Annotated in this window: 17 protein-coding genes; 6 read left to right on the forward strand and 11 right to left on the reverse strand. The window is 71.1% G+C overall.

The window, feature by feature from the left end:
• Positions 1 to 95: 95 nt before the first annotated feature.
• From ACIP2X_RS24925 to ACIP2X_RS24965, 9 genes are all read right to left on the reverse strand, one after another.
• Entirely contained in the window at positions 96 to 689 is a 594-nt protein-coding gene (locus ACIP2X_RS24925; protein ID WP_401676585.1) for a GNAT family N-acetyltransferase, read from the reverse strand.
• 28 nt (positions 690 to 717) lie between these two features.
• Complete coding sequence (locus ACIP2X_RS24930; RefSeq protein ID WP_401676586.1) at positions 718 to 1,872, reverse strand: oxygenase MpaB family protein; 1,155 nt, start codon at positions 1,870 to 1,872, stop codon at positions 718 to 720.
• A 17-nt stretch (positions 1,873 to 1,889) separates the two neighbouring features.
• Positions 1,890 to 2,945, reverse strand: a complete 1,056-nt coding sequence (locus tag ACIP2X_RS24935; RefSeq protein ID WP_401676587.1) for a polyprenyl synthetase family protein — start codon at positions 2,943 to 2,945, stop codon at positions 1,890 to 1,892.
• Positions 2,935 to 3,168, reverse strand: a complete 234-nt coding sequence (locus ACIP2X_RS24940) for a polyprenyl synthetase (protein ID WP_401676588.1) — start codon at positions 3,166 to 3,168, stop codon at positions 2,935 to 2,937. Before ACIP2X_RS24940 ends, ACIP2X_RS24935 begins: the two co-directional genes overlap by 11 nt.
• Positions 3,169 to 3,417: 249 nt before the next feature.
• A complete protein-coding gene (locus ACIP2X_RS24945; protein WP_401676589.1) occupies positions 3,418 to 4,803 on the reverse strand; it encodes an alpha-amylase family protein in 1,386 nt (461 codons plus the stop codon).
• 152 nt (positions 4,804 to 4,955) lie between these two features.
• Positions 4,956 to 6,638 carry a glycoside hydrolase family 13 protein gene (locus tag ACIP2X_RS24950; RefSeq protein ID WP_401676590.1) on the reverse strand — a complete coding sequence of 561 codons (1,683 nt, stop codon included), beginning with the start codon at positions 6,636 to 6,638 and terminating at the stop codon, positions 4,956 to 4,958.
• 158 nt (positions 6,639 to 6,796) lie between these two features.
• Entirely contained in the window at positions 6,797 to 7,705 is a 909-nt protein-coding gene (locus ACIP2X_RS24955) for a sugar ABC transporter permease (RefSeq protein ID WP_401676591.1), read from the reverse strand.
• Positions 7,706 to 7,718: 13 nt separating this feature from the next.
• Positions 7,719 to 8,669 (reverse strand): carbohydrate ABC transporter permease, encoded by a 951-nt coding sequence (locus ACIP2X_RS24960; RefSeq protein ID WP_401676592.1) that lies wholly within the window; start codon positions 8,667 to 8,669, stop codon positions 7,719 to 7,721.
• A 110-nt stretch (positions 8,670 to 8,779) separates the two neighbouring features.
• Positions 8,780 to 10,048 carry an extracellular solute-binding protein gene (locus ACIP2X_RS24965; RefSeq protein WP_401676593.1) on the reverse strand — a complete coding sequence of 423 codons (1,269 nt, stop codon included), beginning with the start codon at positions 10,046 to 10,048 and terminating at the stop codon, positions 8,780 to 8,782.
• A 380-nt stretch (positions 10,049 to 10,428) separates the two neighbouring features.
• On the opposite strand from ACIP2X_RS24965, the gene ACIP2X_RS24970 reads away from it, so the two are divergent.
• Together ACIP2X_RS24970 and ACIP2X_RS24975 are read left to right on the forward strand one after the other, a co-directional pair.
• Complete coding sequence (locus ACIP2X_RS24970; protein ID WP_401676594.1) at positions 10,429 to 11,463, forward strand: LacI family DNA-binding transcriptional regulator; 1,035 nt, start codon at positions 10,429 to 10,431, stop codon at positions 11,461 to 11,463.
• A gap of 131 nt (positions 11,464 to 11,594) precedes the next feature.
• Entirely contained in the window at positions 11,595 to 12,446 is an 852-nt protein-coding gene (locus ACIP2X_RS24975; RefSeq protein WP_401676595.1) for a phosphatase PAP2 family protein, read from the forward strand.
• Positions 12,447 to 12,477: 31 nt separating this feature from the next.
• Here the strand turns inward: ACIP2X_RS24975 and ACIP2X_RS24980 are convergent, their stop codons facing one another.
• Complete coding sequence (locus ACIP2X_RS24980; protein WP_401676596.1) at positions 12,478 to 15,471, reverse strand: bifunctional [glutamine synthetase] adenylyltransferase/[glutamine synthetase]-adenylyl-L-tyrosine phosphorylase; 2,994 nt, start codon at positions 15,469 to 15,471, stop codon at positions 12,478 to 12,480.
• Between the two features lie 353 nt (positions 15,472 to 15,824).
• Between ACIP2X_RS24980 and ACIP2X_RS24985 the strand changes: the two genes are divergently transcribed.
• Entirely contained in the window at positions 15,825 to 16,274 is a 450-nt protein-coding gene (locus ACIP2X_RS24985) for a VOC family protein (protein ID WP_401676597.1), read from the forward strand.
• A gap of 82 nt (positions 16,275 to 16,356) precedes the next feature.
• Here ACIP2X_RS24985 and panB read toward each other — a convergent pair whose 3' ends face one another.
• Entirely contained in the window at positions 16,357 to 17,232 is an 876-nt protein-coding gene (panB, locus tag ACIP2X_RS24990) for a 3-methyl-2-oxobutanoate hydroxymethyltransferase (protein WP_401676598.1), read from the reverse strand.
• A gap of 225 nt (positions 17,233 to 17,457) precedes the next feature.
• Here panB and ACIP2X_RS24995 point away from each other — a divergent pair, with 225 nt between their 5' ends.
• From ACIP2X_RS24995 to ACIP2X_RS25005, 3 genes are all read left to right on the forward strand, one after another.
• Positions 17,458 to 19,062, forward strand: a complete 1,605-nt coding sequence (locus ACIP2X_RS24995; RefSeq protein WP_401676599.1) for an MFS transporter — start codon at positions 17,458 to 17,460, stop codon at positions 19,060 to 19,062.
• A gap of 135 nt (positions 19,063 to 19,197) precedes the next feature.
• Positions 19,198 to 19,830 (forward strand): TetR/AcrR family transcriptional regulator, encoded by a 633-nt coding sequence (locus ACIP2X_RS25000; RefSeq protein ID WP_401676600.1) that lies wholly within the window; start codon positions 19,198 to 19,200, stop codon positions 19,828 to 19,830.
• 184 nt (positions 19,831 to 20,014) lie between these two features.
• Complete coding sequence (locus ACIP2X_RS25005; protein WP_401676601.1) at positions 20,015 to 21,067, forward strand: endonuclease/exonuclease/phosphatase family protein; 1,053 nt, start codon at positions 20,015 to 20,017, stop codon at positions 21,065 to 21,067.
• The last annotated feature ends 65 nt before the right edge of the window (positions 21,068 to 21,132 follow it).

Here is a 21,132-nt window from a genome sequence, read left to right on the forward strand (position 1 = left end):
GCGCCGCGGCTCGGCATCGTCGCCGGGCGCCCGGCGCGACCGTACCGCCCACGAAAGGGTTGCAGCAAGAGTGTTGAAACGCTTAGCAAGAGGTTTCAGGGAGCCGTTGGGTCCGGCCGGCGCAGGTCCAGGCGCATGAGGACGCGGGGATGACCGGCCAGGACCGAGGTGGTGTCGGCGGCGTGGGTGAACCCGGCGCGGGCGAAGTTCGCCCGCAGGCCCGCGTACGCCATCGTCAGGTCGACCCGGGCGTCGCCGTTGTCGAGGGGGTAGGCCTCGACCGCCGGTGCGCCGTGGGCGCGGGCGAAGTCGACCGCGCCGGCCAGGAGGGCGTGCGTGATGCCCTGTCCGCGGTGGCCGGGGCGGACGCGGACGCACCACAGCGACCAGACCGGCAGGTCGTCCACGTGCGGGATCTTGCGGTTGCGGGCGAAGGACGTGTCCGCGCGGGGCGCGACGGCGGCCCAGCCGACCGGCTCGTCACCGTCGTACGCGAGCACGCCGGGCGGAAGGTCCGCACGGCACAGGCCGGCGACGTACTCGCCCCGCGCCGGTCCCCGCAGCTCTCTGTTGAGCCGGGAGGGGATGCGGTAGCTCAGGCACCAGCAGACGTCGGCGCCGGGCGACCTGGGGCCGAGCACGGCGGCGACGTCCTCGAAGACCGAGGCCGGGCGAACGTCGATGGCCATGACGTCACGATGTCATGGCCCCCCGCCGTCACGCGGGGGCCGGCGGGGTCCAGCGGTGGGTGCGGGGCACGGTGCCGGAGACCCCGTAGTCCTTCTTGAGCTGTTCGGGGATGGCGTAGTGCATGACCCGTCCGCGGGTGAGGGAGGACAGCTCCAGGACGGTGGTGAGATGGCCGAGGCGGTCCAGCGCCCAGGCGCCGAGCGGCGAGCGGTCCTCGATCGTCTCCAGGACGCCCAGCAGATGCGGCACGGCCCGCACGACGGTGTCCCACGGGGTGCGCGGCACCTGGAGCCAGTCGGCGCAGGTGTCGCCGACGAGGTGGCGGATCAGGGCGGAGACGACCGGGTCGAAGAGGGTGCCGGGCACGACCTCCTCGTAGAGGTCGATCAACTGCCGGGTCAGATGCGCGCCCTCCGCGGAGGGGCCCATGTGGCGGACCATGTACAGATCGAGGAACCGGCGGGCGTCCTCCAGGGTCCCCGGTACGGCGTCCTGGTCGACGCCGAGCATGGCACCGACCACACGCCAGGCGTAGTAGTAGGCCTCCGCCCCCTCCACCGACATGTGGATGCCGAGGCGGTGCAGGCTGTCCAGCACCAGCAGGGAGAAGAACATCTGCCCGCCGATCATGTCCTCCTGGCAGATCGGCGTGCCGAGCGCGCCGACGTCCCACCGGTCCTCGCGCACCAGGTGGTGGCGGATGGCGGCGTGCAGGAGACGGACCTTCTGCGCGGCGGGGATGAAGCGGCTGCCGGCCTCGAAGGCGCCGGGCTGCATCAGGTGAACGGTGAACTGGCCGGTCTCCGCCATCCGTTTGGACGGGTACTGGAGGCCGTGCGTGGCCGACAGCAGCCGCGCCACGTGCGGGACGACGTAGCAGGCGGGCATCGAGGCGAAGGACAGCGCGGTGGAGATGTGGACGTTGTTGTCGAGGAAGAACAGCCGGGCCTTCTCCATCTCCCCCCAGTCGACCCAGGAAGGCGGGGCACTCGTGGCCCGCAGGTAGTCCCGGGCGACGGTCGGCAGCCCGTCCGGCAGCGGGGCGCCGGCCGTGGAGACGAAGCGCATCAGGGTGTTGAACGTGCCCACCTCCCCGCGCTCGAAGAGCGTGGCGACGGTGGCGTCGGCCAGTTCGTCGCCGGCCCCCCGCAGGGCGTCCATCGATTCCTCGGTGCGGTTCATGGCGGACCTCCTGGGGTTCAGAACGGACGGACGGCGGCCGAGTGGGCCAGCTCGGTCAGGGCGGCGGCGGCGTGCGGTGGGACGTCCAGCGCGTCGAGGGCGCCGAGGGCCTCCTCGACCCGCGCGGCGATCATGCTCTCGACCCGGTCGGGGGCCTTCAGCCGGCGCATCACCTCACGCACGGCACGCAGACCGTCCTCGTCCAGGTCGCGCCGGCCCAGCAGGGTGCGCAGCCGTTCCCGGTCGGCGTCGTCGGCGAGACGCCAGGTCTCCGCGAGCAGCGCGGTGGGCCGGTGGCCGCGTACGTCGTCGGCGTCCGCCTTGCCGGTCCGTGCCGGGTCGCCGAACAGGCCCAGCAGGTCGTCCCGCAGCTGGAACGCCTCGCCCAGCGGCAGGCCGTAGGCGGAGCAGCCCTCGCGCAGCCGCCCGCCCGCACCGCCGAGCGTGCCGCCGATCAGCAGGGGCTGTTCGACGGTGTACTTGGCGGTCTTGTACCGGATCACCTTCAGGGACGCCGCGGTGTCCGGTTCGGCCCCGGTCCGCAGGATCTCCAGGCACTCCCCCGCGATCAGCTCCCTCGCCAGCACCGACCACAGCGGCCGGGCCCGCGCGAGGTACGCGGCGGGCAGGCCGCTGGTGGTGAACAGCTGGCCGGCCAGGCCCATCAGCAGATCCCCGACCAGCATCGCGAGCGACCTGGCCGCGGCGACGGCGCGGGGACGGCGGCGCACCGCGGCGCGCAGCGCGATGTGCGCGGTGGGCCGGCCGTGCCGCAGCGGGCTGTCGTCGATGAGGTCGTCGTGGACGACGGCGGCGGCGTGCACCAGTTCCATGGAGGCCGCCGCCCGCACCAGCGCGTCGCTGTCCGGCTGACCCGCCGCGCGCCAGCCCCAGTAGCAGAACGCCGCCCGCAGCCGCTTGCCGTCGGCGACCACCGCCTCCAACTGGTCGGCCACGGGGCCGAGGGCCGGATCGATCTCCGCGAACCGCCCGGCCTCCTGCGCGACGAACCGGTGCAGCACGCCGTCCACGCGGGCCTTGAACGCGGCCGGGTCCCACCGGTCAGACGTCATCGGCGGCCCGTCGCCGCAGTGCCCGCTGGGCCAGGATCTCCAGATGGGCCGGCGGTACCGCCGCGTAGCGGTCCAGCGCCAGGCGGCCGCGCGCCATGAGGTCGTCGCCGGCCTCGGTCGCGAGGTCGGCGGTGTCCGAGCGGCGCAGCAGGCCCCGTACGGTGCCGAAGGCGGCCCCCACCGTGCTCACCGCCAGATCGGCCAGCCCGGCCGCCACCAGCACGGCCCGCCGGTCGAGCCCCTCGAACGGTCCCGAGTCCTGTCGTGCCGAATCGTGTCGTACCGAATCGTGTCGTGCCGAATCCTGTCGTGCCGAATCCTGTCGTGCCGAGTCCCAGGTCATGCCTCTCCCCACCGGCAGGTACGGGCGGCGCCGGTCACGCGCCGCCCGTTTCAGCATCGCGGCCCGCCGGCCGGCGGGGAGAGGCACTTCACGACCTGGCTAAGGGCCGTTCGTCTGTGCGCATCGCGCTCAGCAACTCGACTTGCCCGCGTAAACCGCCAGCGCCGTGTTGCTCCCGAGGGTCGCGGTCAATTGGCCGGAACCGTTCACGGTCACCGTCGTGTTGTTCTGGACGTTGCAGTACGTCCCCGCCGCCAGCGACGTCTGGTACGTGCGGGTCAGCGAACCGGACTCGTGGTTGATCGCCACGAAACCCCTGCTGCCCCGGCCGAAGGCGATGGCGTCGCCGCCGTTGTCCCACCAGTTCGTCACGGACTGGCCCCGCGTGGCGTTGCGGAAGGCGACCATGCGCTGGATCTCCGGCCAGGCGTGCTGGCACTTCCAGCCGTTCTGCCAGCAGGCGTCGACCCGCCCGCCGTTCGGCGGTCCGGCGTCGTGGTCGGTGAACTCGTACCCGGAGTTGATGTCGGGCGCGCCGTAGGGCCAGGCCAGCATGAAGACGTTCGCGAGGGTGTAGTTGGCGTTGTCCTTGTAGCTGAGCGTGGAGCCGTTGCGCTCGGTGTCGTGGTTGTCGACGAAGACACCGGAGACGCCGCTGCTCATGTAGCCCCAGCCCTCGCCGTAGTTCCTCAGGTAGGCGAGGTTCTCGTTGTTGAAGACGCGCTTGAGGTCGTAGGCGTAGCGGAACTCCTGGACGTCGCCGTTGCCGGTGTACTCCGTGGGCTGGACCGCCTCGCCGCTGCCGAAGATGACCTCCTGCTTCCAGTGGACGGACGGATTGCTCAGCCGGGACTTGATGGCGGCCAGGTCGGCGCTCGGCATGTGCTTGGCGGCGTCGATACGGAAGCCGTCGACACCGAGGGAGAGCAGGTCGTTCAGGTAGCGGGCGAGCGCGGAGCGGACGTACTCCTCGCCCGTGTCCAGGTCGGCGAGGCCGACCAGTTCGCAGTGCTGGACGTTCCAGCGGTCCTGGTAGTTGGAGATCTGCCCGGTGCAGTCGTCGAAGTCGAAGGACGAGTACAGGCCGGGGTAGTTGTACTTGGTGTACGACGAGCCACCGGTGCCGGTGCCGTTGCCCGCCGCCATGTGGTTGACGACCGCGTCGACGACCACCTTGACGCCCGCCGCGTGGCAGGTGTTGACCATGTTCTGGAAGGCCGCGCGGTCGCCCAGCCGTCCGGCGATCTTGTAGCTGACCGGCTGGTACGAGGTCCACCACTGGGCGCCCTGTATGTGCTCGGCGGGCGGGGAGACCTGCACGTAGCCGTAGCCGGCGGGGCCGAGGGTGCTGGTGCACTCGCGGGCGACCGAGGCGAAGTTCCACTCGAACAGGACGGCGGTGACGTCCTTGGTGCCGGGCGGGGAGGCCTGCGCTTCAGTCGGGTGCATGACAAGGGTGGAGGCGGTGGCGGCGGCTGCGAGGGCGGCCGCCCAGGGAAGGGTTCTGCGTGCCATGTGGGGTTCCTTCACCGTTGAAGGCTCTTGCTGAAAACTTTCAACCATCTTGCGGTGACGGAGATGTTAAAGGCCCGCCGCCCGAAAGGGCAGCGGGCCGAACCAAGTGGGATGAAAAATCTTGCGAGGCGGTTTTCAGCCGCCCGCCGGCCTCAGGAGGACGTCGTCCACCACACCGTGGTGTCCGCCGGCACCTTCACCTCGCCCTGCGCCTCGTCCACCTCGCCGCTGGCCAGCAGCAGCCGGCCGTACGCCGGAGTCGTCACCGACTCCCCACCGGTGTTGGCGACGCACACGAACTCCCCGCGCCGGAAGGCGAGCACGCCCTCGGGCGCCTTGAGCCACTCCACCGCCTCCCCCGCGCCGAGGTCGGCCTGCGCACGGCGCGCGGCGAGCGCGGTCCGGTACAGCTCCAGCGTCGAACCGGCCACCCCCTCCTGCGCCGCCACGCTCAGCTCGCCCCACTCGCGCGGCTGCGGCAGCCAGCTGCCCCCGCTGCCGAAGCCGTACGACGAACCGGTGCGCGTCCACGGGATCGGGACCCGGCAGCCGTCGCGGAACCCGTCCTGCCCCGCGCCGCGGAAGTACGCCGGGTCCTGGCGCACCTCGTCCGGCAGGTCCACGACGTCCGGGAGACCGAGCTCCTCGCCCTGGTAGATGTACGCCGAGCCGGGCAGCGCGAGCATCAGCAGCGTGGCCGCCCGGGCCCGCCGCAGCCCCAGGTCGCGGTCGCCCGCCCGGCGGATCTGGGTGCCGAGGCCGGGCGGGTTGGCGAAGCGGGTGGCGTGCCGGGTGACGTCGTGGTTGGACAGCACCCAGGTGGCCGGGGCGCCGACGGGGCGCATCGCCTCCAGGGTGCGGTCGATGACCTGACGCAGTTCCGCGGCGTCCCAGTCCGTGCTGAGGTACTGGAAGTTGAAGGCCTGGTGCAGCTCGTCGGGGCGGACGTAGTGCGCGGTGCGCTCGACGGTCGGCGTCCAGGCCTCGGCGACGAAGATCCGCTCTCCGGCGTACTCGTCGAGGACCAGGCGCCACTGGCGGTAGATCTCGTGCACCCCGTCCTGGTCGAAGAACGGCATGACATCGTTGCCCAGCAGTTTCAGCTGGTCGTGGTCGCCGAGGTCGGGCAGGCCGTCCGCCTTGACCAGGCCGTGCGCCACGTCGATGCGGAAGCCGTCCACGCCCATGTCGAGCCAGAAGCGCAGGATGGAGCGGAACTCGTCGCCGACCGCCGGGTGGTCCCAGTTGAAGTCGGGCTGCTCGGGCGCGAACAGGTGCAGGTACCACTCGCCGGGTGTGCCGTCCGGCTCGGTCAGCCGCGTCCAGGCCGGACCGCCGAAGATGGACTCCCAGTCGTTGGGCGGCAGTTCGCCGTTCTTCCCCTTGCCGGGGCGGAAGTGGTAGCGCTCGCGCAGCGGGGAGCCGGGGCCCTCCGAGACGGCGCGCCGGAACCACTCGTGCTGGTCGGAGGAGTGGTTGGGCACCAGGTCGACGATGATGCGCAGGCCCAGCTCGTGCGCGTCGCGGATCAGCGCGTCGGCGTCCAGGAGGTTGCCGAACATGGGATCGACGGCGCGGTAGTCGGCGACGTCGTATCCGGCGTCGGCCTGCGGGGAGGCGTAGAAGGGACTCAGCCATACGGCGTCCACGCCGAGGTCGCGCAGATACGGGAGGCGGGAGCGTACGCCTTCCAGGTCACCCATGCCGTCGCCGTTGCTGTCGGCGAAGCTGCGCGGATAGACCTGGTAGATCACCGCGTCCCGCCACCAGTCGCGGCGCTTGGCGACGGTGGCGACGGCGGAGTTCGGTGCCGGGTCGGCAGTGTGCTGGCTCATGGCGTCCTTGATGTGTAACCGACGTGAGGTCATGGAGGCGTGGGTGGGGCGGGGGGCCGGGAGGGTGACGAGGCGGCCGCGGTGCCGGCGGGGTCGGAGGGGCACCGCGGCCGCCACCCGCGCCGTGCAGGGCGCGGGGGTCTCGGGTGACGGGCGCGTCAGCCCTTCGTGCCACCGGCGGTGAGACCGGTCACCAGGTTCTTCTGCACGAGGTAGAAGAACGCCGAGACCGGTATCGCGACCAGTACGGCGGTGGCGGCCATCAGGTTGCGCTGGGCGTCGTGCTCGCTGACGAAGCTCTGCAGACCGACCGCGAACGTGTACTTCTCGTCGTCCAGCAGGAACGTGGTGGCGAAGGCGACCTCGCCGAACGCGGTGATGAAGCTGTAGAACGCGGCCACCGCGAGGCCCGGCCGGGCGAGCGGCAGGATCAGCCGCAGGAAGGTGCCGAACGGGGACAGCCCGTCGACCCGTCCCGCCTCGTCGATCTCGAAGGGGATGGTGTCGAAGTACCCCTTGAGCAGCCAGGCGCAGTACGGCACGGCGGTCGAGCAGTAGACGAGGATCAGGCCGAGGTAGGTGTCGATGAGCTGGAGCTCCGACAGGATCTGGTACATCGGCACGATCAGCACGGCGATCGGGAACATCTGGGTGACCAGCAGCACCCACATGAACTTCCGGTAGCCGGGGAAGCGCATCCGGGACACCGCGTAGCCGGTGGTGGCGGCGATGATCACGCCGATGCACGTGGTGCCCAGCGAGACGACCAGCGAGCTCTTCAGCCAGTCGAAGAAGTTCGTCTCCGTCAGCACGAAGGAGTAGTTGTCGAAGGTCATCTTCCCCCAGATGCGCCCGGGGTGCAGATAGTCGTCCTTGTCCGGGCCGAGGGAGAGATAGACCAGCCAGGCGATCGGGAACAGCGCGATCAGGCTGGCGAGGGTCAGGATGCCGTGCGAGGCAAGGGTCCCGAGGAGGCCGAGCTCGCCGCGTCGGCGCGTCGGGCGCGCCGGGGCGGGAGCGGGTGCCTGGTCCGCGTCGGCGGAGGTGTGGACGGTCGTGGTGCTCATGGGGACTCCTGCCTCAGATCGCGAGCTGCTGGTCGTTGCGGTTCAGCCAGCGGCGGTAGACGGAGGTGAAGACGATCAGGATGGCCAGCAGCAGGATGCCGTAGGCGGCGGACTGTGCGAAGTCGCGTGGCTGCTGTCCGAAGCCCAGGTAGTACGCCCAGGTGACGAGGATCTGGGCATCCGGCGCAGTGGTGCCGAACAACAGGAAGATCACCGCGAACTGGTTGAAGGTCCAGATCACACCGAGCAGCACGACGGTGGAGCTGACCGAGCGCAGGCCCGGCAGGGTGACGTAGCGGAAGCGCTGCCAGGCGCTCGCGCCGTCCATCTCCGCGGCCTCGTAGAGCGTGGTGTCGATGGACTGCAGGCCGCCGAGGAGCGAGACCATCATGAACGGCACACCGCACCAGGTGTTCACCATGATCGCGGCGAACCGCTGCCAGAAGGTGTCCTCCAGCCACAGCGGGGCCGGCAGGTGCAGGAATTCCAGCGCGGAGTTGATGATGCCGCCGTCGGCGAGCATGAAGCGCCAGCCGAAGACGGTGACGAAGGTGGGCACGGCCCAGGGCAGGACCATGATCAGCCGGTAGAAGGTGCGGCCGCGCAGCTTCTGGTTGAGCAGCAGGGCGAGGCCCAGGCCGATCGAGAAGTGCAGCCCGACGCAGGTCGCCGTCCAGACGATCGTCCAGATGAAGTGCGACCAGAAGCGGTCGTAGGCGGTCTCACCCCACAGGATGTCCGCGTAGTTGTCGAAGCCGATGAACTTGTAGGTGGCCTCGATCTCGTTGACGCCGATCGTGCGCGCCGTGTTGAGGCTGTTGGCGTCCGTGAGCGTCAGGTAGAGACCGTACGCCAGCGGATACAGCACCAGGACGCCGAGCACGACGACCACGGGGGCGATCATCGCGTAGGCGTACCAGTGCTTCTGGTAGCTGCGCCTCAGGCGCTGGACGGCGACTGTCATGGTTCGACAACCTTCGTATGGGTCTGCGGATCAAGGGGCATGACGCACAGGCCGGTGGCCGCCGGGTCCGTCCCCCCCTGGGGCAGGCGGACCCGGCGGCCACGCGGTCGTCACTTGGCGAAGTCCGGCACCAGCTTGGCGATCGCGGTCTCGGCGTTGCTCAGCCCCTCGTCCAGGGACTCCTTGCCGCCGGCGACCTTGGGCAGCTCCGTGTCCAGCGGGCCCCACAGCGAGCTGTACTCGGGCAGCGCCGGGCGCGGCTGGGCGGCGGCGAGGACGCCCTGGTAGCCGGCGATGCCCGGGTCGGCCTTGACCTCGGCGGTGTAGGCGTCGTCGCGGGTGGGCAGCGTGGAGTTCTTCAGGGCGATGGTCTCCTGCGCCTTCGCCGAGGTCATGAAGTTGACGAACTTCAGCGCGGCCTTCTGGTGGGCCTCGTCGGAGCCGGCGTACACGGAGAGGTTGTGGCCGCCGGTCGGGGCGCCCGCCTTGCCGGTGGAGCCGGCCGGGACGGTGGCGATGCCCAGGTTCTGCTTGTCCTTGAACGCGGAGCCCTTGTAGAAGTTCGTGATCTCCCAGGGGCCCTGGATGATCGCGGCGACCTTGCCGTTGACGAACGCGTCCTGGATGTGGGCGTAGGCGTCGGCGGTGGTGTCGGCCTTGTGCAGGCCCTTGCCCTCGAAGAGGCCCAGCCAGGTCTCGTACGCCTTCTGCGCCTCGGGCGACTTGACCGTGATCTTCTTGGCCTCGGCGTCGACGGTGTCGGTGCCCTCGCCGTAGAGGAAGGACTGGGCGTAGTAGGCCTGGGTCGAGCCCCAGTAGCCGTCCACTCCGGTCTTCGTCTTGATGGTGGCGGCGGCCTTCTTCAGGTCGTCCCAGGTCTTGGGGGCCTCGACGCCGGCCTCGGCGAAGAGCTCCTTGTTGTAGACCAGCGCGAGCGTGTCCGTGGTGAAGGGCACGCCGTAGGTCTTGCCCTCGAACTTGGCCTGCTCGATCAGGCTGGACTGGAACTTGTCCTGCTCGGCGAGGGCGTCCGTGCCGTCCAGCGGCAGGAAGTAGCCCTTCTTGGCGAAGGCGGGCGTCCAGCCGACCTCGGAGCGCAGGATGTCCGGGGCGCCCTTGGAGCCGGCGGCCGTGTCGAACTTGTTCTGCGCCTGGTCGAAGGGCACGTTGACGTACTTGACCTTGATGTCCTTGTTGGCGGCCTCGAACTCCTTGACCAAGGCCTGGTACGTCGGTGCCTCGTTGGTGGCGTTGGAGGTGTCCCACCAGGTGATGGTGACCGGGCCGTCGGCCGAGTCGCCGCTGTCGTCTCCGCCGCAGGCCGTCGCCGCGAGGGCGAGGGACGCCACCAGCGCGGTGGCCGCTATGCCACGCCGCATGAGTTCTCCTTGAGGGTGAAAGCCCGTGTTACCAGGGGTGGTCCCGTCCACCGCCCCTGTCGACTTACCGACTGCGCCGTTGCCGCCGCCGGGCGACCGTGAACGTAACAGCGATGTAAGCGTTGCGAAAGACCTTGCAGAAAAAAAGTGCAAGGCATCACTGAAGTTATCCGCGCGTGACCTGCGGTCGACCGCCGTGAGACCGTTGTTCTACGGGGTTGAGCGGGCACGGACCGTGTTGTGCAAGACTCTGCAAGCTCTTGCCATCCGTTTCACGAAGGGACGCCATGCCGCAGCAACCGCCAGCGCGCCGGTCAACCGCCCGTACCCGGCGTCCGATTGGTGTGCAAGGCGACATACGGCCGGTACAGTCCAGTGCCGTGACCACACGGCTTGCCGACATCGCTGCTCAGGCGGGGGTGAGCGAAGCGACGGTCAGCCGCGTCCTCAACGGGAAGCCCGGCGTCGCCTCGACCACCCGCCAGTCCGTGCTGGCCGCACTCGACGTGCTCGGCTACGAGCGCCCGGTACGGCTGCGCCAGCGCAGCGCGGGTCTGGTCGGCCTGATCACCCCGGAGCTGGAGAACCCGATATTCCCGGCCCTGGCGCAGGTCATCGGTCAGGCGCTGACCCGGCAGGGCTACACCCCGGTGCTGGCCACCCAGACCCCCGGCGGCTCCACCGAGGACGAGCTGACCGAGATGCTGGTCGACCGCGGTGTGGCCGGCATCATCTACGTCTCGGGCCTGCACGCCGACACCACCGCCGACATGCAGCGCTACGAGCAGCTGCGCGCGCAGGGCGTGCCCTTCGTCCTGGTGGACGGCTTCTCCCCGAAGGTGCAGGCGCCCTTCATCTCCCCCGACGACCGGGCGGCGATGACCCTGGCGGTCACCCACCTCGTCTCCCTCGGCCACACCCGGATAGGCCTGGCCCTCGGCCCGAAACGGTTCGTCCCCGTGCAGCGCAAGATCGAGGGCTTCGTCCGGGCGATGCAGGACCAGCTCGGACTGAGCCCGCAGACCGTCGAGACGGAGCTCGTCCAGCACTCGCTGTACACCCTGGAGGGCGGCCAGGCCGCCGCCACCGCGCTCATCGCCCGCGACTGCACGGCGGTGGTGTGCGCCAGCGACATGATGGCCCTCGGGGCCATACGCGCGGCCCGCCAGCAGGGCCTGGAGGTCCCGACGGACGTCTCGGTCGTGGGCTTCGACGACTCCCCGCTGATCGCCTTCACCGACCCGCCGCTCACCACCGTCCGCAAGCCGGTGCCGGCCATGGGCCAGGCGGCGGTGCGTACGTTGCTGGAGGAGATCGGCGGGACGCCCGCGCCGCACAGCGAGTTCGTGTTCATGCCGGAGCTGGTGGTGCGCGGTTCCACCGCTTCGGCCCCTGGGGAACGGAATCGTCCCTAGGTCGGAGAACCCTCCGCCGCGTCCGGTACGCGGGGACGAGAAGGACGCCTCCCGCAGCCGTAGAACGTGCGTGCTGAACCCCACCAGGGGATGATCGGACGGGCATGGCTTTTCTGGCAGACTCTGTGCCCATGGGTGAGACGACCGTGACGACACCGGAAGGCCGCGAAGAGGCCGTTCCGCACCCCGTCGCGGACGACACGGGGGCGGGTTTCCTGCGCCGGCTGCGGACTCCGCGCCGGCCTCGGCTGTGGTTCGAGATCCTGTTGATCGCGGTGAGTTACTGGACCTACTCCCTGATCCGCAACGCGGTTCCGGAGCAGAAGGCCGAGGCGCTGCGCAACGCGGACTGGATCTGGAAGGCCGAGCAGCAGCTGGGCGTCGCCGTCGAGCAGTCGGTCAACCACGCCGTGAACTCGGTGACTTGGCTGATCGTCGGCATGAACTACTACTACGCGACACTGCACTTCGTCGTCACCCTGGGTGTCCTCGTGTGGCTCTACCGTGGCCATCCCGGGCGTTACGCGGCGACCCGGATGGTGCTCTTCGCCACCACCGGTGTGGCGCTGGTCGGTTACTACCTGTATCCGCTCGCCCCGCCCCGGCTGATGAACGGCGGCCACTTCATCGACACGGTCATGATCCATCAGACGTGGGGGTCCATGGCCTCCGGCGACCTGAAGAGCATGTCCAACCAGTACGCCGCGATGCCGTCCATGCACATCGGCTGGTCCCTGTGGTGCGGCCTGACGATCTTCGCGCTGGCGACCGTGCCCTGGGTCCGGGTCCTCGGTCTGCTCTACCCCACGCTCACCCTGGTCGTCATCGTCGCGACCGCCAACCACTTCTGGCTGGACGCGGTCGGCGGCATGCTCTGCCTCACCTTCGGCTACGGCGTGGCACGCGCGTGGTACGGCAAGCTGCCGCACGCGCTGCCCCGGGTGGCCGCGCAGAGCAGGCTTCTGGTCCCGAGGCAGGCGTAGGGCGCGCGGCCGACGGCCCCGCGTCCGGCCCCTACCCCTCGTAGAACAGCGAGTCCACGACGGTCCTGGCCCGTCGGGCCGTTCGCCGGTACGCGTCGAGCATGTCGCCCACGTGGCCCGGCCCGTAGCCCAGGTAGCGCCCCACCGCCGCCAGCTCCCGCGTGTGCGACGGGAAGGTGTCCCCGGCGCGGCCGCGCACCAGCATCACGGCGTTGCGCACCCGCGTCGCGAGCACCCACGCCTCGTCCAGGGTCGCGGCGTCCTCCGCGGAGATCAGCCCGGCCTCCCGCGCCGCGCGCAGCGCCTCACGGGTGCGGGTGGTGCGCAGTCCCGGCACCTCGTAACCGTGCCGCAACTGCATCAGCTGCACGGTCCACTCCACGTCGGACAGCCCGCCCGGACCGATCTTGGTGTGCAGCTTGGGGTCGGCGCCCCGGGGCAGCCGCTCGGACTCCATACGTGCCTTCAGCCGGCGGATCTCGCGTACGGCCTCGTCCCCGAGCCCCTGCTCCGGGTAGCGCAGCGGATCGATCAGCGAGACGAAGCGGCGGCCCAGGTCCTCGTCGCCGGCCACCGGTTCGGCGCGGAGCAGCGCCTGCGACTCCCAGACCAGGGACCAGCGGCGGTAGTAGGCCTCGTACGACTTCAGGGTGCGCACCAGCGGTCCGGACTTGCCCTCCGGGCGCAGGTCGGCGTCGATCAGCAGCGGCGGGTCGGTGCTCGGCCGCTGGAGCAGCCGGCGCATCTCGGAGACGACCCGGTTCGCGGCGTCGGACGCCTCGCGCTCGTCGGCGCCCTCCTGGGGCTCGTGCACGAACAGCACGTCCGCGTCGGAGCCGTAGCCCAGCTCGTGCCCGCCGAACCGGCCCATTCCGATCATGGTGAAGCGGGTCGGCAGGGTGTCGCCCCAGCCGTCGCGCACCACCGCCCGCAAGGTGCCCGCCAGGGTCGCCGCCGTCAGGTCGGACACGGCCCCGCCGACCAGGTCCACCAGCGCGCCCTGGTCGGCGCCGACGGGGTGGGCCTCGGTGCCGTAGGAGCCGACGATGTCCGTGGCGGCCGTGCGGAACAGCTCCCGGCGGCGTACGCCACGCGCCGCCGCGACCGCCTGCTCGGCGCCGTCGGCGCGGCCGACCGCCGCGAGGACCTCCTGCTCCAGATGGGCGCGGGGGCGGGGTTCGAGTCCTCCCCCGTCGCCGTCGCCCAGCAGGGCCACGGCCTCCGGGGCGCGCATCAGCAGGTCGGGGGCGAGCCGCCCGGCGGACAGCACACGGGCGAGGTTCTCGGCGGCCGCGCCCTCGTCGCGCAGCAGCCGCAGGTACCAGGGGGTCTTGCCCAACGCGTCGGAGACGTTGCGGAAGTTGAGCAGCCCGGCGTCGGGGTCGGCGGAGTCCGCGAACCAGCCGAGGAGGACCGGCAGCAGGGTCCGCTGGATCGCCGCCTTGCGGCTGACGCCGGAGGCGAGCGCCTCCAGATGCCGCAGCGCCGCGGCGGGGTCGGCGTACCCGAGCGCGACGAGTCGTTCACGTGCCGCCTCGGCACTCAACCGGGTTTCCCCAGGGGCGAGTTGGGCGACAGCGTCGAGCAGCGGCCGGTAGAAGAGCTTCTCGTGCAGCCGGCGGACGACGGCGGCGTGCCGCTTCCACTCGCGGTTCAGCTCGGCCACCGGATCGGCGCGCAGGCCCAGGGAGCGGCCGAGGCGCCGCTGGTCGGCCTCGGCCTCGGGGACGAGGTGGGTGCGGCGCAGCCGGAAGAGCTGGATGCGGTGCTCCATGGAGCGCAGGAACCGGTACGCCTCCTCCAGCTGGGTGGCGTCGGCGCGCCCGACGTACCCGCCCGCGGCCAGCGACCGCAGCGCCTCGAGGGTGGAACCGCTGTGCAGCGAGGCGTCCGCCCGCCCGTGCACCAACTGAAGGAGCTGCACGGCGAACTCGACGTCGCGCAGGCCGCCCGGGCCGAGCTTCAGTTCGCGGTCGACCTCGGCGACCGGGATGTTCTCCACCACCCGGCGCCGCATCTTCTGCACGTCGGCGACGAAGTTCTCCCGCTCGGCGGCGTGCCACACGAGGGGGCCGAGGGCGGCGACGTACTCCTCGCCGAGGGCGAGGTCGCCGGCGACCGGCCGGGCCTTGAGCAGGGCCTGGAACTCCCAGGTCTTGGCCCAGCGCTGGTAGTAGGCGACGTGGCTGCTGAGCGTGCGCACCAGCGGACCGTTTCTGCCCTCGGGGCGGAGGTTGGCGTCGACGGGCCAGATGGAGCCCTCGACGGTGGTCTCCGAGCAGATCCGCATCATGTGCGAGGCGAGCCGGGTGGCGGCCTGGAGCGCCTTGCCCTCGTCGGCGCCCTCGACGCCCTCCGCGACGAAGATGACGTCCACGTCCGAGACGTAGTTCAGCTCGTGGCCGCCGCACTTGCCCATCGCGATCACCGCGAGCCGGCACATCCCGGCGTCGCCGGGCGCGTCGGCGCAGGCCAGGGCGAGGGCGCGGCGCAGGGTCGCGGTGGCGAGGTCGGCGAGCTCGGCCGCGGTCTCCTCGATGTCGATGGTGCCGCACACGTCGCGGGCGGCGATGGAGAGCAGGCAGCGCCGGTAGGCGACGCGCAGCGCCACCGGGTCGGCCGCCTCGGCGAGCCCGCGCTCGAACTCCGCGACGCCTCGGTGCAGGTCCCGCGGCTCGTAGGTGACCAGCGCCTGCCAGTCACCGACGTGCCGGGCCAGGTGCTCGGCGAGGGCGGCGGAGGCGCCGAGGACCCCGAGGAGCCGGTCGCGCAACGGCTTGGAGGCGGTGAGGGTGTCGAGGAGTTCACGGCGCGCGGTGGGGTCGGGCTGCGCCTCCAGCAGCCGCACCATGCCGTCCAGCGCGAGGTCGGGGTCGGCGGTGGCGCCCAGCGCCTCCAGCAGCACCGGATCGTCGCGGACGGCGCCGAGCCCGGCCTCCTCCAGCAGGCGCTCGGCACCCGACGGGTCGGTGAAGCCGTGCCGCAGCAGCCGCGTGAAGGTACTGCTTCTGCGCCCCGGCGTCATCCTTCGCCCTCCCGTCCGGATCAGCGTGGTACGAGCCGAGCCTAACCGGCCCGCCGGTGACAGGCGCCGACGAGACCGACGGACGACCCGGGAGCTGTTCGGGATCTCGGCGGTCCGTCCGGACGGGCGTGCGCGTGTGCTGGTGGCCGGGGGCGAGGCCGTGCGGGTGACGGACGAGGGGCGGCTGCGCGAACTCGCGGCGGCCCGGGAGGCCACGTACGGCGCGCTCCGGCACTTCGAGGTGCGCGACGGCTGCCTTTTTGTCTTTTCGGTGGCGCCGCGTACGGATTTCGGCTTCGGTGAGGGTGAGCCGTTCAGCCAGACGCGTTGGCGATCGACCTGGAGGAGCACAGATGGACTTCACACTCGAAGTGATCCCGCTGCCGGTGAGCGACATCGACCGGGCCCGGGACTTCTACCGGGACAAGGTCGGCTTCCATGTCGACATCGACCAGGAGGTCATGCCGGGCATGCGGATCGTCCAGCTCACCCCTCCCGGATCCGGCTGCTCGATCGCCCTGGGCGAGAGCATCTGGGACATGACGCAGGCCGAGACGAAGCCCGAACCCGGCTCCTACCAGGGCCTGCAGCTCTGTGTCGCCGACATCAAGGCGGCCCGCGCGGAACTGGTCGAGCGGGGCCTCGAGGTCTCCGAGCCCGTCCAGTACGCCCCCGACGACGGCGCCACGTTCATGTACTTCAAGGACCCCGACGGCAACGGCTGGTCGGTCCAGGAGTACCGCAGGCGCGCCACGGCCCCGCTGCACCAGGTCCTGCGCGACGCGGCGAGCGGTCAGGGCTGACGCGGCGCCGGCCGCGCGGCCGCAAAGACGGCAGCCCGCCGACGGGGGATGATCGGCGGGCTGCCCTCGGTGCGGCGGTGGCTCAGTGGACGGAGTGCTCCTCCAGCGGGAACGACCCGCCGACGACGTCCTCGGCGAACGCCTTCGCCGCGTTCCCCATCACCGCGCGCAGGTCGGCGTACTGCTTCACGAACTTCGGCACCCGCCCGGCGGTCAGGCCCAGCATGTCGGTCCACACCAGCACCTGGGCGTCGGTCTCCGCGCCCGCGCCGATCCCGACCGTCGGGATCTGCAGCGTGCGCGTCACCTCGGCGGCCAGCTCCGCCGGCACCAGCTCCAGCACCACCGCGAACGCCCCCGCGTCCTGCACGGCCTTGGCGTCCCGCAGCAGTTGCTGCGCCGCTTCCTCGCCGCGCCCCTGCACCCGGTAGCCCATGGCGTTGACGGACTGCGGGGTGAGGCCGATGTGGGCCATGACCGGGATGCCGGAGTCGACCAGCAGGCGGATCTGCTCGTGCGAGCGCTCACCGCCCTCCAGCTTCACGGCCTGCACGCCGGCCTCCTTCACCAGCCGGGTGGCCGAGCGCAGCGCCTGCACCGGACCCTCCTGGTAGGAACCGAACGGCAGGTCGCCGACGATCAGGGGGCGGGTGGTGCCCCGGACGACCGCGGCGGAGAGCATGGTCATCTCGTCGAGGGTGACGGGCACGGTGGTCTCGTACCCGAGGTGGCAGTTGCCCGCCGAGTCACCGACGAGGATCACCGGGATGCCGGCCTCGTCGAAGACGGACGCGGTCATCGCGTCGTAGGCGGTGAGCATGGGCCACTTCTCGCCGCGCTCCTTGGCGAGGGCGATGTCACGAACCGTGATGCGGCGGGTGCCCTTCCCTCCGTACAGCGCCTTGCTGCCGTCGGAGGACTTCTGCGGTGCGCTCTGGGCAGCCGAGAGCTGCGTCATGGCAACGGCTCCTTACGTCATCTCGAGGCGCCCTGACGGCGTCCCCGGACCGGTTCCATGGTGGCACCTCGTGCCAGGGAGGGCTAGGGGGGCTTCGTCACGCGGGGTGTCACGCGCGGCCGGCACGCGGGCCGGCCGGTTCGGGACGTAAGGATCGCGCCAGAGGGAGGTAAAGACTTTACGATACGGTACCGTCTCGTATCGTAATTCCCTAGGCTCGCGGACATGACTGCTTCCGCCGTTCCCGGCACCCGCGTCCCGGAAGCGGTGCACCGGCGCCGCTGGGCCATACTCGGCGTGCTCATGCTGAGCCTGCTGATCGTGGTGCTCGACAACTCGATCCTCAACGTCGCCGTCAAGACGATCTCGACCCCCGCGCCGACCGGACTGGGCGCCACCCAGAGCGAGCTGGAGTGGGCGATCAACGCCTACACCCTCGTCTTCGCGGGCCTGCTGTTCAGCGCCGGACTGCTCGGCGACCGGCTGGGCCGCAAGAAGATCCTGCTCGGCGGGCTCGTGATGTTCGGCATCGGCTCCGCGCTCGCCGCCTTCTCCGGCTCGCCCGGGGAACTCATCGCCTTCCGCGCGGTGATGGGCTTCGGTGCCGCCTTCGTCATGCCGGCCACCCTCGCCGTCCTCATGAACGTCTTCGAACGGGACGAGCAGCCGAAGGCGATCGGCATCTGGGCGGGCGGCGTCGGCCTCGCCATCGCCATCGGCCCGATCACCGGCGGCATCCTGCTCGACCACTTCTGGTGGGGCTCGGTCTTCCTGGTCAACGTGCCGATCGTGATCCTCGCCGTCGGCCTGATGCTGTGGCTCGTCCCCGACTCCCGGGACCCCAGCCCCGGCCGGATCGATCCCGTCGGCGTGACCCTGTCCGTCGTCGGCCTGGTCCTGCTGGTCTACGGCATCATCAAGGGCGGCCAGCTGGCCGACTTCACGGACCCGCTGGTGCTGGCGGCCATCGTGTCGGGGCTCGCCGCGCTGACCGCGTTCGTGCTCTTCGAGAAGCGCAGCGACCACCCCTCCATCGACATCGGCTACTTCCGCAACAAGGTGTTCTCGGCCGCGATCGCCGTCATCGCGCTGGTCTTCTTCGCGCTGATGGGCGTGACGTTCTTCGCCGTCTTCTACACCCAGAGCGTGCGCGGCTACTCGCCGCTGGAGACCGGCCTGCTGATGCTGCCCCTGGCCGCCGCCCAGATGATCTTCGCCCCGCGGGCCCGGCTGGTCGTCGACCGCTTCGGCAACAGGGCGACGACCACCGGCGGCATGCTGGTCATCGCGGCGATGCTCGGCGCGTTCGCCACGCTGGACGAGAACACGCCCATCTGGATCCTGGAGGTCGTCTTCTTCCTCATGGGGGCCGGCATGGCGCACATCATGACCCCGACCAGCGTCGTCATCATGCAGGCCCTGCCCCGCGAGAAGGCCGGCTCCGCCTCCGCCCTCAGCAACACCTTCCGCCAGGTCGGCGGCGCCCTCGGCATCGCGGTCCTCGGCTCGGTCCTCTCCACCGCCTACCGCACCTCGATCGACCAGCACCTGGCCGCCCTGCCCCCGGCGGCACGCCACACGGCGGGCGAGTCGATCGAGGCGACCCTGGCGGCCGCCTCCCACCTGGGCCCCCGGGGCGCCTCCCTGATCACCCCCGCCCACCAGGCCTTCCTCGACGCCATGCACGTCACGGCGCTGTGCGGGGCGGGAGTGGCGCTGGTGGGCGCGGCGGTGGTGGCCGCGTTCCTGCCGGGCAGGACCCCCGGCGCGCCGAAGGACACCCCCCGGGTTCCCCAGCAGGCCCGCGCGGGGGCGGACGGGACGGCCTGACCCCGTCGTCGTCGTGATCCCGTGTGCCCCCGTCGCCCCGCGCAACGCCCCGGCACCAGCGGCGACGCCGGACGGCGTCCGGCGCCGCCGCGGACCCGGGACAATCAGCGCAACGCACGGAAAGGACGCCGCCCAGTGAACTCCCTCGCCGCAAGCCACCCCTCGCCCGAGGTCCCCGTCCGGGGCCGTCCCCGCAGCGAGGCCGTGGAACGCGCCATCATCGACGGCACGATGAGACTCCTGGAGGAGGGCGTCCCGCTGGCCGAGCTGTCCATCGAGCGCATCGCGCGGACCGCGGGCGTCGGCAAGGCGACCATCTACCGCCGCTGGCGCGGCAAGGAGGAACTCCTCGTCGACGTCGTCCGCTCCGTCGAGCCCGCCGATCCCGAACTGCCCGGCACCTCCCTGCGCGACGACCTCGTCGTGCTCCTCGAAGCGCTGCGGCGGCGCGGCCTGGCCAACCGCACCTCGGCGATCCTGCACAACGCGCACGCGCAGATGAAGACCAGCCCCCGCATCTGGAACGCGTACCACAACGCCGTCATCGCCCCCCGCCGCCGACTCGGCCTCGAAGTGCTGCGGCGCGGACAGCAGGAGGGCGAACTCCGCGCCGACATCGACCTGGAGCTCGCCCACGACATCGTCCTCGGCCCCATGCTGGTGCGCTCGTTGCTGCACCCCGACGCCGAACTCCCCGAAGGCCTCGCGGAACAGCTGGTCGACACCCTGCTCGAAGGACTACGGCCCGTCAGCTCCCCCACCGGGTGACCCGAATGTGCGCGTTTCGTCACAGAGGCCGCGCACGGCCCCCGAAAACGGAACCCGGGGCGCGGACTTGTTCGTCCTAAGTGCCCGTACGGCCGTCATGTGACGGCAGGATCGGAGCCGGACATCCCCTAGGGTCTTGTGCACGGGGGACGACGGTGTGCACGGCAGGTAGCGAGGCGACGGTATGGCGCAGCAGGCGTACGTGACGGAGACGACGAGCGGCGACTCGGAACCCGAACGCCCGGGCACTCGGCTTCGGCGCGTGGCGGACCGTGTGACCGGCGGCTGGCGCGGCGACCCCGGCATCTGGCGACGCGGTCTCGTCGTGGCCGGGGTCGCGGTGCTCCTCGCCGGTGTGATGGTGGGCCACGCGTACATCCCGAACAGCGTGGGCAACCTCGGCAGTCTCACGGAGACGTTCCTGCCCTGGATCGGCCTGTTCGTGCCGGTGCTGCTCCTGCTGGCGCTGGTCCGCAGGTCGGTCGTCGCGCTGATCGCGGTACTGGTCCCGGCGACCGTCTGGCTCAACCTCTTCGGCGGGCTGCTCACCGACAAGGCCGGCACCGGCGGCGACCTCACCGTCGCCACCCACAACGTCAACGCCGACAACGCCGATCCCTCCGGCACCGCCCGCGACGTCGCCGCGTCCGGCGCGGACGTGGTGGCGCTGGAGGAGCTGACCGCCTCGGCCGTGCCGACGTACGAGGCGGCGATGGCGTCGACGTACCGGTACCACTCGGTGCAGGGCACGGTCGGGCTGTGGAGCAAGTACCCGCTGGCCGACGTCAGGCCCGTGGACATCAAGCTCGGCTGGATCCGCGCCATGCGGGCCACGGTGTCCGCGCCCGGCGGGCAGCTCGCCGTCTACGTCGCCCACCTGCCCTCGGTGCGGGTGAAGCTGGAGGCCGGGTTCACGGCCCGGCAGCGCGACACCAGTGTCGACGCGCTCGGCGAGGCCATCTCCCACGAGCGGGTGAGCCGGGTGGTGCTGCTCGGCGACCTCAACGGCACGATGAACGACCGCGCGCTCAACGCCGTGACCGCCCAGATGCGCTCCACGCAGGGCGCGGCGGGCAGCGGCTTCGGCTTCAGCTGGCCGGCGTCGTTCCCCATGGCGCGGATCGACCAGATCATGGTCAAGGGCGTCGAGCCGATGAGTTCGTGGACCCTGCCGCAGACCGGCAGCGACCATCTGCCCATCGCGGCACGGGTGCGGATGGGCGCGTCGGGGAACTGAGCGGACGCGTCCGGGAACTGCGCGGTGTGGGCGGGCTCACGCTGTGGGCGAGGTCACCGCAACCC

The organism is Streptomyces sp. NPDC089424 (assembly GCF_044749345.1).
Classification (GTDB): Bacteria; Actinomycetota; Actinomycetes; order Streptomycetales; family Streptomycetaceae; genus Streptomyces.

Excerpts from the sequence above, each read along its gene's own strand:
- ACIP2X_RS24995 (WP_401676599.1), top strand. The coding sequence starts at position 17,458 with ATGACTGCTTCCGCCGTTCCCGGCACCCGCGTCCCGGAAGCGGTGCAC.
- ACIP2X_RS24935 (WP_401676587.1), bottom strand. The coding sequence starts at position 2,945 with ATGACGTCTGACCGGTGGGACCCGGCCGCGTTCAAGGCCCGCGTGGAC.
- ACIP2X_RS24925 (WP_401676585.1), bottom strand. The coding sequence starts at position 689 with ATGGCCATCGACGTTCGCCCGGCCTCGGTCTTCGAGGACGTCGCCGCC.
- ACIP2X_RS24950 (WP_401676590.1), bottom strand. The coding sequence starts at position 6,638 with ATGAGCCAGCACACTGCCGACCCGGCACCGAACTCCGCCGTCGCCACC.
- ACIP2X_RS24955 (WP_401676591.1), bottom strand. The coding sequence starts at position 7,705 with ATGAGCACCACGACCGTCCACACCTCCGCCGACGCGGACCAGGCACCC.
- ACIP2X_RS24975 (WP_401676595.1), top strand. The coding sequence starts at position 11,595 with ATGGGTGAGACGACCGTGACGACACCGGAAGGCCGCGAAGAGGCCGTT.
- ACIP2X_RS24985 (WP_401676597.1), top strand. The coding sequence starts at position 15,825 with ATGGACTTCACACTCGAAGTGATCCCGCTGCCGGTGAGCGACATCGAC.
- ACIP2X_RS24945 (WP_401676589.1), bottom strand. The coding sequence starts at position 4,803 with ATGGCACGCAGAACCCTTCCCTGGGCGGCCGCCCTCGCAGCCGCCGCC.
- ACIP2X_RS24965 (WP_401676593.1), bottom strand. The coding sequence starts at position 10,048 with ATGCGGCGTGGCATAGCGGCCACCGCGCTGGTGGCGTCCCTCGCCCTC.
- ACIP2X_RS25005 (WP_401676601.1), top strand. The coding sequence starts at position 20,015 with ATGGCGCAGCAGGCGTACGTGACGGAGACGACGAGCGGCGACTCGGAA.
- ACIP2X_RS24980 (WP_401676596.1), bottom strand. The coding sequence starts at position 15,471 with ATGACGCCGGGGCGCAGAAGCAGTACCTTCACGCGGCTGCTGCGGCAC.
- ACIP2X_RS24930 (WP_401676586.1), bottom strand. The coding sequence starts at position 1,872 with ATGAACCGCACCGAGGAATCGATGGACGCCCTGCGGGGGGCCGGCGAC.
- ACIP2X_RS24960 (WP_401676592.1), bottom strand. The coding sequence starts at position 8,669 with ATGACAGTCGCCGTCCAGCGCCTGAGGCGCAGCTACCAGAAGCACTGG.
- panB (WP_401676598.1), bottom strand. The coding sequence starts at position 17,232 with ATGACGCAGCTCTCGGCTGCCCAGAGCGCACCGCAGAAGTCCTCCGAC.